The organism is Levilactobacillus fuyuanensis (assembly GCF_003946395.1).
Classification (GTDB): Bacteria; Bacillota; Bacilli; order Lactobacillales; family Lactobacillaceae; genus Levilactobacillus; species Levilactobacillus fuyuanensis.
This window is the reverse complement of sequence record NZ_RHNZ01000009.1, coordinates 31,834-45,642: the sequence shown is the minus strand read 5'-3', so window position 1 is coordinate 45,642 and position 13,809 is coordinate 31,834. Positions and strand designations below refer to the sequence as shown.

15 protein-coding genes are annotated in these 13,809 nt (G+C 50.1%); 4 read left to right on the top strand and 11 right to left on the bottom strand.

Annotation, left to right across the window (positions count from 1 at the left end; all coding sequences use genetic code 11):
* Positions 1 to 14: 14 nt before the first annotated feature.
* Together EKM73_RS06410 and EKM73_RS06405 are read right to left on the bottom strand one after the other, a co-directional pair.
* Entirely contained in the window at positions 15 to 1,061 is a 1,047-nt protein-coding gene (locus EKM73_RS06410) for an AI-2E family transporter (protein WP_125701145.1), read from the bottom strand.
* An 88-nt stretch (positions 1,062 to 1,149) separates the two neighbouring features.
* Complete coding sequence (locus tag EKM73_RS06405; RefSeq protein WP_125701144.1) at positions 1,150 to 1,749, bottom strand: DUF1054 family protein; 600 nt, start codon at positions 1,747 to 1,749, stop codon at positions 1,150 to 1,152.
* A gap of 76 nt (positions 1,750 to 1,825) precedes the next feature.
* Between EKM73_RS06405 and EKM73_RS06400 the strand changes: the two genes are divergently transcribed.
* The 4 genes from EKM73_RS06400 to EKM73_RS06385 all read left to right on the top strand — a co-directional run bounded on the left by EKM73_RS06400 (position 1,826) and on the right by EKM73_RS06385 (position 4,836).
* The gene (locus EKM73_RS06400; RefSeq protein ID WP_125701143.1) at positions 1,826 to 2,278 is read left to right on the top strand and encodes a YueI family protein; all 453 of its coding nucleotides are present in this window, start codon (positions 1,826 to 1,828) and stop codon (positions 2,276 to 2,278) included.
* Between the two features lie 18 nt (positions 2,279 to 2,296).
* The gene (locus EKM73_RS06395) at positions 2,297 to 3,571 is read left to right on the top strand and encodes a replication-associated recombination protein A (protein ID WP_125701142.1); all 1,275 of its coding nucleotides are present in this window, start codon (positions 2,297 to 2,299) and stop codon (positions 3,569 to 3,571) included.
* A gap of 401 nt (positions 3,572 to 3,972) precedes the next feature.
* A complete protein-coding gene (locus EKM73_RS06390) occupies positions 3,973 to 4,260 on the top strand; it encodes a hypothetical protein (RefSeq protein ID WP_125701141.1) in 288 nt (95 codons plus the stop codon).
* A gap of 96 nt (positions 4,261 to 4,356) precedes the next feature.
* The gene (locus tag EKM73_RS06385) at positions 4,357 to 4,836 is read left to right on the top strand and encodes a universal stress protein (protein ID WP_125701140.1); all 480 of its coding nucleotides are present in this window, start codon (positions 4,357 to 4,359) and stop codon (positions 4,834 to 4,836) included.
* 114 nt (positions 4,837 to 4,950) lie between these two features.
* Here the strand turns inward: EKM73_RS06385 and EKM73_RS06380 are convergent, their stop codons facing one another.
* From EKM73_RS06380 to yidD, 9 genes are all read right to left on the bottom strand, one after another.
* Entirely contained in the window at positions 4,951 to 5,808 is an 858-nt protein-coding gene (locus tag EKM73_RS06380; RefSeq protein ID WP_125701139.1) for a helix-turn-helix transcriptional regulator, read from the bottom strand.
* 351 nt (positions 5,809 to 6,159) lie between these two features.
* Positions 6,160 to 7,779 carry a glycerophosphodiester phosphodiesterase gene (locus EKM73_RS06375; protein WP_125701138.1) on the bottom strand — a complete coding sequence of 540 codons (1,620 nt, stop codon included), beginning with the start codon at positions 7,777 to 7,779 and terminating at the stop codon, positions 6,160 to 6,162.
* A gap of 86 nt (positions 7,780 to 7,865) precedes the next feature.
* On the bottom strand, positions 7,866 to 9,008 hold the full coding sequence (locus EKM73_RS06370) for a D-alanine--D-alanine ligase family protein (protein WP_125701137.1): 1,143 nt from the start codon (positions 9,006 to 9,008) through the stop codon (positions 7,866 to 7,868).
* Positions 9,009 to 9,093: 85 nt separating this feature from the next.
* Positions 9,094 to 10,065 carry a DUF2785 domain-containing protein gene (locus tag EKM73_RS06365; RefSeq protein ID WP_125701136.1) on the bottom strand — a complete coding sequence of 324 codons (972 nt, stop codon included), beginning with the start codon at positions 10,063 to 10,065 and terminating at the stop codon, positions 9,094 to 9,096.
* Between the two features lie 250 nt (positions 10,066 to 10,315).
* On the bottom strand, positions 10,316 to 11,167 hold the full coding sequence (locus tag EKM73_RS06360; RefSeq protein ID WP_125701135.1) for an SPFH domain-containing protein: 852 nt from the start codon (positions 11,165 to 11,167) through the stop codon (positions 10,316 to 10,318).
* A 490-nt stretch (positions 11,168 to 11,657) separates the two neighbouring features.
* A complete protein-coding gene (locus EKM73_RS06355; protein ID WP_125701134.1) occupies positions 11,658 to 11,960 on the bottom strand; it encodes a glycine cleavage system protein H in 303 nt (100 codons plus the stop codon).
* A 17-nt stretch (positions 11,961 to 11,977) separates the two neighbouring features.
* Complete coding sequence (locus EKM73_RS06350) at positions 11,978 to 13,183, bottom strand: FtsW/RodA/SpoVE family cell cycle protein (protein ID WP_125701133.1); 1,206 nt, start codon at positions 13,181 to 13,183, stop codon at positions 11,978 to 11,980.
* 94 nt (positions 13,184 to 13,277) lie between these two features.
* The gene (locus EKM73_RS06345) at positions 13,278 to 13,502 is read right to left on the bottom strand and encodes a DUF2969 domain-containing protein (RefSeq protein ID WP_125701132.1); all 225 of its coding nucleotides are present in this window, start codon (positions 13,500 to 13,502) and stop codon (positions 13,278 to 13,280) included.
* A 12-nt stretch (positions 13,503 to 13,514) separates the two neighbouring features.
* On the bottom strand, positions 13,515 to 13,808 hold the full coding sequence (yidD, locus tag EKM73_RS06340; protein ID WP_125701131.1) for a membrane protein insertion efficiency factor YidD: 294 nt from the start codon (positions 13,806 to 13,808) through the stop codon (positions 13,515 to 13,517).
* Between the last annotated feature and the right edge of the window lies 1 nt (position 13,809).

Sequence of the window (13,809 nt, the reverse complement as noted above, 5' to 3'; positions counted from 1 at the left end):
TTTTTCACTTAAATTTAAGACTTATCAGACGTCGTTGGTAACGTCTCTGGTTTCGACTTCAACTGCACGTCGAACACGTCCAGGAAGAACGCCACCAGTGGCATCCCCACAATCAGTCCCCAAGCGCCGAAAATCTGTTCACTCACAATTAACGTAATGAAAGTCACGAAGATTGGCAGGTTGGTGGCATTGGCCATTAACCGCGGATGTAAGAAGTATGATTCGAACATGTGAATCACGACAACCAGCACTAATACCTCGATAACGCGGATCAGACCACCCGTAACAAAGGCAATGATCACCAGTGGAATCATCGAGATCAAGACCCCGGCCACCGGAATCAAGCCCAGGAAGAAGACCATGATCCCCAGAATCAGCAAGCTTGGCATCCCAATCAACCAGAGGCCCAACACCATCAGAATGGTATTGATCGTACAGATAATCAATTGGGTTTCAATGACCGTCCCGAAGATTTGGACGAACTTTAAAACCAAGTTTCCCATCGGCACGAAGAGTCCGGCAAACCGGCTCTTGGTAAAGGCGTGCACGAACCGCTGCAACTGTGCCTTAGTCAGGTTAAAGATAAAGCTGAAGAAGAACGCCAGAATCACCGTTTCAACACCGGAGCTGAAACGTGACAACTTCACCATCCCACTGGACAGCATCGCCTTACCATTGCTGATGACCGTTGCATTTTGCGTCAGATTTTTAACCAACTTAGTCAGCGACGACTCCAACTGCGGATACGTCTGGACTAATGAATTCAGGGTATGCGGCAGGCTGGAAGCCTCGGACACCAATGGCGGAATGATCTGACCGAATGCTGCAGCCAGGATTACCAGAAACAACAGATAAACCAGCAACGTTGCCAGCAGATGATGCAGATGCAAGTGCCGTTCGATTCCCACGATGGCCGCATTGCCTAAGTAAATGAAAATGATGGTGAACAGTGCTAGTGACAGGAATCCCCGAGCACACCACGCAATGATGATCAGTAAGATCAATGCCCCGTAGTAGGCCGTCAGTGGACTCTGCCACCACTTTTTAAGTATATTTATCACAAAAATCCTCCCCGATTATGCAAGCTAGTTTTAAGACTACCCGTCCCCCGTGGGGAATGCAACCAGCCCCACTAGTTTTCTGAAACAATTACAGTCGAATCAACTGGTCATAAATCGGCAACAGCGCAGTCACATCATCACGAATCACCTGGGCCTGCACGGCTGGTGTCAATGTGAAGAAAGTATCCCCACGCAGATAATTCCGCCCCACCTGCCACTCGGCATGCCGCTGTGTCTGCGTAGCCATTAACTCTTGGTAACTCCCCCGCGTCAACGGTACGCCCGCATTCTTATTGGTATGATCGCCACCGCATTCAAATCCAGCCGGCAACTGCAGCACCAAATCCCCCTTCAGACGACTCAGCAATGCCTGTCGTTCCTTGGCCTCTTGCAACACCGCCAGCCAGATAAAGAACCGGTCGTCCCAAAAACCAATCTCAATATGCGGTAACATCTTGTACCCCCGTTTGGACGTGCTGAAAGCTACCCAAGTATCGGTCGGTGGATTCTTCGTCCGACGTCGATGCTGAGAAATGTGGTCATAGATTGGCATACTTAATTTAGCAAAGACTGGCGCCAAATCGGCCACCGTCGCCGTAAACTTGGGGTCAATATACGTCCGAATTTTACCCAACCGGCCCGGCAACGTCTGATCGTCAAACACGTGAAAATCCTGGTCTTGATACATGATGAGTCCCCCTCACTGAAAGTCACTTTGATTCCATGGTATACTAACAACACTAACTTGAAAAGAGGGATTAGACATGGCTGAACAGAGTCAGATGGACAAGCATTTACAAAATTCTACCTTTGGGGTACCCAAAGTCAATCCGGATGAGCAGCGCCGCTACCTAGGCACCTTCCGAGAACGGGTGTCATTGGCCATGACCATCGATGAGGTCAACGACCGGAATAATCTGGACGCCTTCATCACTGAGATCACGGCCCATCCTGATTATCAAATCATCCTGAACGGTCACATCGAGCAGGCCGACCTCGCGCCTTACCTGAAGTTGGCGGCCCAACACAATCTAAAATTTACGATTCGTAACGATATTTTCTACGGAATGGCCGCCGATGACTACGGCTTGATTGTTGCTAGCGACCATGCTATCAATGACAATCCCGTCACCCTGGCTAAGAAGTATCCTAACCAGGCCCACACAGACACCGAAACTCAGAAGAAGTCCCTGTTGGATAAACTCCTGGGCAAGTAACGAAAGGAGCTTCGTTTTTTGGCACAACCACTTGCTTACCGCATGCGACCACAGCGTTTAGAAGACGTGGTCGGCCAACAAGACTTGGTCGGCCCGGGCAAGATCATTGCTCGGATGGTTGCGGCAAAATTACTCTCATCCATGATTCTCTACGGACCGCCGGGTACCGGGAAGACCAGCATCGCCAGCGCAATTGCTGGATCGACCAAGTATGCCTTTCGTAAGTTAAACGCGGCAACCGACTCCAAGAAGGACCTTCAAGTCGTAGCGGCCGAGGCCAAGATGAGCGGCACCGTCATCCTCCTGCTAGACGAAATTCACCGACTGGATAAGACCAAGCAGGATTTCCTGCTCCCCCACTTGGAGAGTGGTCGGATCATCCTGATCGGTGCGACCACCGAGAATCCCTACATCAACATCAACCCAGCCATCCGGAGTCGAACCCAGATTTTTGAGGTCCACCCGCTGTCCCTAGACGACATTGAAACGGCCTTACACCGCGCCATTACTGACAAGGAACGGGGGCTGGGCGAGCTTCCGTTGGACATTGACGACGATGCCTTCCACTTCATGTCAGGTGCAACCAACGGTGATCTGCGGAGTGCTCTGAACGGCCTCGAACTTGCCGCACAGTCGACACCACCTGGTGATGACGGCCGTATTCACATTACGCTTGAAGTTGCCGAGGCCTGCTTCCAGCGTAGAGCTCTGGTTGGCGACAAGAACGGGGATGCCCACTACGACGTGATTTCGGCCTTTCAGAAATCCATTCGGGGAAGCGACACTGATGCCGCCCTCCACTATCTGGGACAACTGGTGGCTGCGGGTGACCTGCCCTCAATCTGTCGTCGACTCATGGTAATTGCCTACGAGGACATCGGCATGGCCAATCTGCCAGCCGCTGCTCGGACCGTCCAGGCGGTCACCGCGGCCCAACAGCTGGGCTTACCCGAAGGTCGGATTCCGTTGGCCGACGCCGTCATCGAGCTCTGTCTGTCGCCCAAATCCAACTCTGGCATCACCGCGATGGATGAGGCCTTGGCGGACGTCATGAACGGGCACAACGGCGCGGTTCCCGACCGGCTAAAGGACGCTCACTATGCTGGCGCCAAGAAACTGGGCCACGGCACTGCTTACCAGTTCCCTCACGACTTTCCAAATGACTGGGTCAAGCAACAGTATTTGCCGGACACACTGCGGGACGCGCAGTACTACCACCCCAAGACAAACGGTCGTTTTGAAAGCCAACTGGCCGAACAATATAACCGTTTGCGCCGAGCCAATCGAACGTAACGAATTGAATTTTTTATAAAAATATGCTACTATACAATTGGTTCTAAGGTGTACGCGTTGTCTCACTACAAGTTGCCGAACAAGTAATTATAAAACGGGATTGCCTACGGGCAGAGAACATGACACGCCTTTTCACTTGGAAGTCAGACGCTCTGCCACGCTCTCCCCCCTGCATTTGTCATCGCGGGTCAACATGACTAGACAATTAACGGCACCACTTAGATCATCAAAAGCATTCGTGCTTTGAGGGCCATTCCATTGAATGGCCCTTTTCTTTTGGTGTCAGTGTGCTATTCTAAATAGATTGACGGCCGTCCTGCCTTTTCAAGCGTGACGCGTCATCACAACCTAAGACGTAACAATAAAAATACAAATTCCCAAAAAACTCAAGGAGGCCCCTCATGGTCATCACGATTCTCATGATTTGCTACACCCTACTCTCGTTCGGTATCGGCTATTTTGCTTTTAGCCATCGCCAACGGCCCTTCCTGGTCTTTCATCCAGAAGAATTTCCCAATCTAAGCCGCGTTCTTGTCATCTGCGGATCGATTCTCATGGTCATCGGGGTGCTGGCAGCCATTGCCACCATCATGAATAATACCATCTTTATTTCACTGACCTTACTAGCCGGGGTCATCGCAATTATGACTTTCCAACTGATGCTTTTGCATTGGTTTCCAAAGCGGTAACCGTTTCCAAGTTTTCCACCTTTTTTCACCATATTGCTTTTTATTTGGCGTTAAATAACGTATGATAAGAGTATAAAGTAATGAGAGGTGAACAATATGTTACAACAATACAAGCACATTTTAGTTCCAGTTGACGGTTCATACGAGGCCGAATTAGCCTTCAAGAAAGCGGTCGCTGTTGCTAAGCGTAACGATGCTGATTTACATCTCGTTCACGTTGTTGATACGCGGGCTTTCCAAAATATTTCCAGCTTCGATACCAGCATGGTTGAACAAGTTACGGAAACAGCGAAGAAGACACTGGACAAGTACGTGGCCGATGCCAAAGCCGATGGATTAGAAAGCATCGACTACGCCATCGAGTACGGTGCGCCAAAGACCATTATCGCCCGCGACGTTCCACGAGACAACGACACTGACCTTATCATGATCGGTGCAACCGGGTTAAATGCGGTGGAACGGTTACTCATTGGTTCCGTGACTGAATACGTTACTCGGACCGCTGTCTGCGACGTTATCGTCGTTCGGACCGACCAGAACAATCGGCCAGCTAAGAACACGAAGTCTGAAAGATAATTACAACACTATTTAAAACCAAGTACCGTCATCCTTATGGGTGGCGGTACTTTTTTACTGTTATTATCTTCCCAAAAAGCCGGCAGGCCCTACGACCTGTCGGCTTCAATTTACTCAGTCAGTTAACATTGTGCCAATCTGAGGCGTCAATCGTTCTTGCAAGGCCACGTTATGCGTCACCAAAGCCAGAGTCCGGGCAATCACCAGACTACGTTTAGCAGCGGCAGTTGCCAGCAAAGCTTGCTCTGCCTGCCCTTTTAGCTCATACAAGACATCAATTAAGTATAGCGACGTTTGGTGCTTGACCGCGCGGAGTGCTGCCTCAACATTTTCGATCACCATCTGGGGTTGATCCAAATCGAGGTACATCTTAGCGATCCGGTAGCGCGCCCAGATCATCCGCTGGAAGTTCTCTTCATCGTGCCACTCAAATTCGTCTAGATAGTTACTAGCCGCATTCAGATAGTAACGGGTCTTGTCCAACTCCTGTCGCGCCATATAAGCATCCGCCATGCCGACGTTACCCACAATTGCGTAAAGGTCCCACGGCATCCGGTGAGAACGATGTAATAATAAATTAAAATGAAAGATTGCTTCATCCGGTCGTTGCCGAGCGCCCATTTCGATAAATCCGCGATAGTAATGATACCGCTCGCGGTCAAAACCGTTCTGAACGTTGGTCATATTCATTTTGGCCAGCATCTCGGCTGCCAACGAATAATCTTCCCGCCGAACAGCTTGTGAAATACCACTGAATTGTTCATCTAATCCACTGCCAAGCCCCGACAAAACATCGTTTAATGAAATATTCAATCGCCGACAGATCTGTAAAATGATCTTAATGCTAGGCAACTTATCTTTCTTTTCCATCAAACTAACGGTTGCTTGGGTGCAGATTCCTTCAGCCAACTCCTGTTGCGACAAATTCTTCTGTTTCCGGTATTGTTTAACTTTATTCCCTAATAAACGCATCTCATCTCTCCCTACGATTCGTAACGTTAGGTAGCTGTCAACCGATAAATCCGAACATTACGCAAACGTCATCAACGCCGGTTCCCCGACCATAAATCATAATAGGCGTTAATATTCATCCCCTGGTAATGACTGGCCAGACTCGGCCTCTTTATCTTAATTACCATGATAAGTGATTCATTGGGAATTACAAGCATAATGCTAATTTATTAAGGAACTTTAATCTGTCTATACCATTTTATCATTTAAAAATAAAAGAATTAATAAACAGCCGCAATTGGTCGTATATTAATTCTTTAATTGTTAATATTATTCGTACTTTTAGTAAGCAGTTACTTCTTTAACGATTGGTTAATAGCTATAAATAAAATTCTGGAGCACCGCCCAGCCTTGACGCTGCGGTGACTGTTGTGTGACCGCCCGCAACCGCCGCAATTCATTGGTAATCTGGCCGTCCGCCCCTAGTGCCCACATCCGCGTCATCTTTGCCCGTGAATCCGGCGTCCAAATGTAGGCCGGCACCCCCATCTGATGAGCCGCCACGATGAATTGCTGGCTAGCCGATATCTGCTGGAAGGAATAGAAGTCCGCCGGCACCGACTGCGGCGCTACCCAGTTAAAGGGCAGAATGTAGCCAACCTTCAATTGGGGCTCCCGACACCGTAACTGAGCTACGACTCGGTAATCCAGGGAATGAACGACATCGTGATCTCGAATCAATCGCGGCCCGTACTGCTGCGCAAATCGCTTGGCCATCCCTGCTGAATCCTTCGGTGTTGTCTTGAGCTCAACCATTAGCGGCTGATTTAGCCGTTCTGCGGCCCGTAGATATGCGGGCCACCCTGCCAACTGCGTAGATTGCCCATTCTCGTGAACTGTCAGCCGTTCCAGCTGGCGAAGTGTCAACTGATGAGGCGTAACGTTTCGCGCTGCGAGAGCCTGCAAATTTTCATCGTGAAGCACGACCCACCGGTGATCCTTGGTCTCATGCAGATCCATCTCCACGTAGGTCGGATGCTCCCGACTCACGTGTCGCAGAGCCGCGATGGTATTCTGGACTCCCCACGCGTGATCGACACCCCGGTGGCTAATCAGAGCCGTCGTCGCGAACTGTGGTCGTTGCGTCATCGTCTGCTGAACAATGGCCCCGGCTAAGCCCAAACAAACCACACCACCGATAATGGGCCACCAACGCCGATGACCCTCACCAAAAGCAGGCATGAGTGATAACTCAGGCTGGCCACACCAACTCCACACGACCGTGAGCACCCCCAGGATACTGGTCACGGCAAAGAGGATGAGGACACCCGCCAACGAGGCCACCAGTAGCAGTCTTGCCAGTTGCGGCGAAGCCTTACTACCGACAACTGCATTGAGTCGAACCAAGCCCTCGCCGATTGCCCACCAACCAAACGTCAACAGACCGCAGATCAAGAGTCCCCCGGCCATTTGGCCCATCGTCCCCGGCCGCTTCAATTGCGGTGTCAGGCGCTGAAAGTGTCGCGGGCCCCACAACAGCAGGTAACCGGCTAGAAGTAGATAAATAAGGGCGGCCACTAGCACCACTGGTCGCCGGTGAAGTGAAACAAAGTTGACCCAGTTTGCCGCTAACGGCAGCCGAACGAGAATCCGGCTACTCAGGCCCCACGACCCCAGCGGTAATGCCAAGATGGCTACGCAAAATTCCACCACTAGCCAGTGCCACTTGTATCGCCAGACCAGTAGCCAACTCGTTTGCCAGTCAGGCATCGGCGTACCAGTAAATAAACGGGCTAACTGCGTAAACTGCCCTGCAATTGCCACTATCAAGGCCACAGCAGCCAACACCAAGCCGACCGACCATCCCGGACGCTGACCACACCATCGCACCAGTGCGAACAATCCGGCTACCATTTCCCAGCCGAGCAACATCCCTGGCGTTAATATTCCCACACGCCAGCTTCTCACCAGACGGCGTCCAAATCCTCGCAAAACAACGGCCTCCCCTTACACAGTCACGAACCAACAAAAAAAACCGGTATGAAACGTCTCCGCTCCATACCGGTCATCAGTAAAATCTACTTTTTCGGCTTGTAAGTTGATGCAGCCGAGTCATTATCTAACGGAATGAAATCGTAAGCCAATTCATCTTGATACTTGAATTCTTCCAAGGCCAGTTCAATCAAACGGTCAATTAAGTCCGCATAACTGATACCGGAAGCTTGCCACAGTTGTGGGTACAAGCTGATGTTGGTGAACCCCGGTAAGGTGTTGACCTCACCGACGTAAGGCACGCCATCCTTAGAAACCAAATAGTCGATCCGCGCCATCCCTTTTAAGCCCAGGGCAGCGTATGCTCGCAGACCCATCGTCGTAATTTCCGTCGTGAGCTCAGCTGGTAATTCAACTGGCACTTCGAAGGTCACACCACTGGCATCAACGAACTTGTTGTTGTAGTCGTAGAACACATCGGATTCTGGCACCCGGATAGCACCCAACTTGGATGCTTGGGGATGTTCGTTACCCAAAATGGAAATTTCGACTTCCTCGGGACCTGCAATCGTTTCTTCAACCATTACCTTGAAGTCATAACGGAAGGCATCAGCGACACCTGCGTTAAATTCTTCTTCGTTTCCGGCTTTATGAATACCGACTGAGGATCCTTGGTTGGCAGGCTTGATGAAGACGTTTGTCCCCAACTTTTCTGAAACCGTGGCGTAATCGTAGTCGTCGCGGTTTTCAGGTGTGATGACCACGTACTTCGTGTTCCGAATGCCGTGGGTCGTCAGAACCTGCTTCGTCATATCCTTATCAAAGGCCGTCGCTGATGCCAAGACGCCACTTCCCACGAAAGGCTTTTTCAGTAAGCGGAAAAGCCCTTGGATCGTACCGTCTTCACCCAAGTTACCATGAATAATTGGGAAGAAAACATCAATATCCTTTGCTTGAGATAAATTCCAAATGGGTGCCAATGGGTTCGTAGCGTCTACTTGGGTTTGTTCTTCAGCAGCGACTGTTGCCTCATCTTCACCATCAAAGACGCGCCGGGAAGCGGCATCGCTTAAAACGAAGCCATCACGCGTCAGTAAGAATAAACTAACGTTGTAACGTGACTTGTCCATTGCGTCATAGATGTTGTGGGCTGAACGCTTTGAAACGTCATGTTCCGAAGAATTACCACCGAATAATAGACCTACATGTAACTTTGTTTTTGTATCCATTTTGTCACTCATCCTATCGTTTATATTTCGGTTAGCCTACAGTATACCATTTCTCCAAAAAATTGAATATATTTTTCGGTAAATTTCAGCCTAAAAAATCGATAGTTGAGTTTAAATATTTCTTGAGCTTCGGACTGGTATCATTTCTCAGACGGAGGGCATCGGACAACCGCTTGCGGTTAAAGAACTGATTCCAGCCAGCCAGGCTATCCGGTCGCCGACGACGAGCCACAGCCAACCGCCACTGCTTCAGGGCGTTCAGTAGCGCCGTCTCATACAACGGATGCCGATTGGTCAACGTCACAAAGTAGTTGGCCATCCGATCATTTTCCCCATAGATCAGCGGTGTCGTCAGGCGCTTTAGACGTTCAATCAAGGTCATCAGCAGGAAGAGCTTGTCGGCTCGCGGCAAAATATCCGTCTCCGCCAACACTGTCAGCAGATCAATAATTGCGGCGTAAGCGTGCGCCCATCCCTGCTGATTGACAAAGCCTCGGGTATCGGTCTCCAGACAGATGTAGGTCGCCACCTGATTAACTAGGTGGTTGTAGTCCAACATCCCCTGGGCATCGTTCTCCGCGACAAAGTGAAGCGCGACCGCCAGTAAGGAAGCCGACCCGGCCCGGCCAAAGACGGCCGCGTTGGTGGGTTCAAGAATATGACTGAACAGGGCTTCGTCACGACTCAGGAAGTTAACCAAGGTCACCATGTCGTTAACGCCCAAAGCATTTTGCTGCAACGCATCGTAAACGGTAAAATTAATCCCGTTATACCGAATAGTAGGATTAGGTGACGCCAGGTGGTGAATCAGAAAGTCCAAGTCCTTGAGTGAAATCTCCAACGGCTGATTCTTTTCGAGCCGGCCGCGCAGGGTATTCAGGAGTTCCTCGATCCCATCCTGATCATCGGGTAACGTGACGGGGGTGCGTCGCCGCCGGTGGATACCATCCATCAATTGCCCCAGCCGCGGCCCCAGGGACTGGAAAACCGTCCCATTCTTTAACTCTTCGTTCAGGGTCGCGAGTTGCTGCTGCAACTCCCCTATCTGTTCATCCATCTTGTTACCCTCCAGTGATTTTTCTTTCTGCTTCCTGTGAATAAGCTTGCCGGTAATTATCGCCTGCGGCTGTCAGGGTTCCGCCTGCTAGGACTAGTGGTATCTTATAAAACTCGCCACCTAAAAAAATCACTAAAGTGTCCTGTCCAGTAATCCCTGCCGAAACGATTCAAATGTTTTCTAAATTCATTAGCTTCTTGAGTAGACTAAGTCAATTTTATCCGCAGACATATCATTTAACGACAATTCATTATGACTCTATTTTACCAGTATTAATGACCGGTTGGGATCCCCGTTCATTGATGATGGACACCATCATGTTGTTAATCAGTTGTAATTTTTGATTGTCGCTGAGTTCCAAATCGGTTTCATTGGCCAAGCGGCTGATAGCCCCCTCAGTAATCGATACGGCCCCTTCCACGATAATCTTCCGAGCGGACAGGATAGCCTGTGATTGTTGCCGCTGCAACATTGCTGAAGCAATTTCGGTGGCGTAGGCTAAGTGCGTCAAACGGGTTTCAATAATCTTGACTCCGGCCACATTCAACCGTTCCTGTAATTCTTCCGTTAAATGGTTGGAAACCTCGGTCGGATTGCTCCGTAACGTCAGGGCCTCGCCATCGCCAAAGTTATCGTAGGCGTATTCGGAGGCCACGTGGCGGATAGCTGATTCACTTTGAATCTCTACGAATTGTTCGTAGTCTTCCACGGAGAATAAGGCCTTACTGGTATCGACAACTTTAAAGACGATCACCGCCGCAATTTCAACGGGGTTCCCCTGGAGGTCGTTGACCTTCAAGATGGCACTATTGAAGTTCCGAACTCGCAGTGAGACCGTTGACTTATTTGTTAGTGGCACCGTTAAGTACAGGCCGGCCTCTCGAATCGTCCCAATGTAACGGCCAAAGAACGTCAGCACCTTGGATTGATTAGGACTAATAATCGTCAAACTGCTGGCAGCCAAGACGGCTAAGACTAAAATAATAATGGCTAATGGGACCATGATGCCTTCAAAAATCATCCAACCCCCACCGATGAACAAAGCCAGAACAATCAACAGGCCCAAGTAGCCGTTGATGTGAAACACATTCTTTTCTGCCATGTTACTCACTCCATTTCTATAATAGCTACTTCCATTATACCCGACTCGCAGGCAAAGGCCTAAGGAACCGGTTTCAGGGGTGGTGGCATGGTGAAGTTAGACATGATTAATCTTGGTCACCGGAGATCAGACCTGTTCTGGCAACCAAACGGATTGGCAACCACGCCAGTTGAACCAGTTTTGCTGATCTAGGTAAGTTCATCATTGTTGCCTAGCCGCAGGAGGCCAGGGGTGACGGTTGCTGTGACGACGGTGTTACCCCGGGCGCTTACTTCTCCCCGGGGTTACAGCGTGGGACGAGTTGGGAAACTCGCATGAACTTCGCGAGGTTCCCAACCGAGCCGGAAGCCCGCCCTTCGGCTGCAGGCGATCCCCATAGCAACCAGAACCCCTGGTAGCCGGAGGCGGTAGTCACAATCATGGGCTTCCCCTAGAAAACGCAAAAACCGGTTCAACTCCACGCGGGGCCGAACCGGTTCGATCACTCTAATTAAGCTTCTTGGACGTCCACAAACCAAGCGGCGTCAGTATCGCTTCCGTTTAAGGCATCGAAGTCGCTAGCTAACGCTGGGTTAACGGCGGCAACTTTACCAGAAACTGGGCTTTGGATGTCGGAAACAGCCTTATCAGCTTCCACGCTCAATAGGTTTTCACCCTTCTTGACCGTGTCGCCAACTGCAGGTAACTTGGCGAATTTGATGGTGCCTAACTCGTCTTGCCCTTCAGTGGTTAAACCAATTCGGGTGCCATCAGCAACTGATTTTGTCCAAAAATACTTTACCATTTCAGCCATATTATCTGATCTCCTCTTTATTTAAATGCGTCATTACGACTAAACATATAACTCTTATAATGATAACGCATCGACATGATTAAGCCAATTCCGATGAGGTTCCCAATCAGAGCTGACCCCCCTTGACTAACAAACGGCAATGGAATACCGGTCAGTGGCAGGAGCCCAATGCTCATCCCAATGTTTTCAAACACGTGGAAGAGAATCATCATGATAACCCCAGTGGAAATGTAGGCGTAGAAGACGTTCTTGGTATCGAAAGTCACGCGAACCATTTGATAGATCAACAGGAAGTACAGGAAGATCAAAATACAACCCCCGATGAACCCGAAGTTTTCACCGATCACGGAGAAAATCATATCGGATTCCCGAACGGGCACGTAGACGTGCGAGACATTGAATCCGGTCCCAAAGATACCCCCGGACCCAATCGCCTTCATACTTTGCCACAGCTGATACCCGTTGTTCGAGGTATCTTGTGAGGGGTGTAACCAGGTGTCAACCCGGGAGAATTGGTAGGCTTGAAAGCCAATCTTCTCCAAGATCTTTCGCCCGGCATCGGTGGTAACCAGCGCCAGCGCGGTTCCCCCGACACCCCCGACAATCGCAAACGCGGGGGCAATGATCTTCCAGGTAATTCCGGAGACCAGTAAAACCCCACCTACGATGGCGAAGAACACTAGCATGGTCCCGAAGTCATTTTGTAATTTCAACAGGACGGCTACCGGTAAGGTCCAGAGAATCAGCTTTCCGATCAACACCCAGTCCGTCCGCACCGTGTGCAGTGGATTCTGGTTGTTATGTTCCGTTACGACCCGCGCCAACATCAGGATGAAGGCGGGCTTCATAACTTCGGATGGCTGGAAGGTCAACGACCCGATGGCAAACCAACTCCGAGCACCGGTGTTGATATAGTACGCCCGACTGTAGAAAATCAGCACGGCCGCCAGCAGGAAAATTCCCAGCCCATATAGCACCGGCGCCACCTTCCACAACTGTTCGGAGTCGAATTGCATGATGATAATGATGGCAACCGTCCCAATAACGTACCAGACTAACTGTGAGACCACAGCAGATGTAATACTCGTGGCACTACTATCGTGGGTCGCCGCTACATAGATGGATGCTAACCCAATCAGGGCTAACATCAGGACACAGAAGATAATTCCCCAGTCGATCCGGGAATCCGTCTCGGTCCGTTGTTCTGTCGCATTCTTTGCCACAATGATTGCTCCTTATTTCAAACTAAGATACTCCTAAGTATAAAGGCCGCAGTGAATTTAAACGATTCACTGCGGCCAACTTTACTAAAAATTATTAACCGCGATGCAGGTGGTAGTCCCGTAAGAGCAGTTCGACACCTTCGTCGACCGTCTTTGCACGGTAGACGTCACCGTCATTGAGCTGCGCTTCAAAGCGGTCACCATCTGGCTTAACCGTCCCAATCGTCTCGTCGCCGATCTTTAAGATAGACATCGTTTCGCCTTCTGGCAATTTTTGTTCATCAACTGTGACTTGCACTGCTTTTTCTCGTTTACTCATGCCAACTCTCCTTTATTTAGTGGGGGAATTTTTATCAAGGCCCATTTCCTTGCGGTAAGCTTGTTCGGCCGCGAAGTTCCGGCGTAAGGTAAAGTGATCCGGTACGGGATCAACGCCGCCGCGGACGAAGGGGTGACAACGCAGGATGCGCGCCAGCCCCATCAGGCCGCCCTTAACTGCACCATGCTTGGTTAACGCCTGTAACATGTAATTCGAACATGTCGGGTAATACCGACAGGTCGGCGGAAACAGCGGTGAAATGAACCGTTGATAACCACGAACCAGCTTCGTCAGTAACCATTTCATC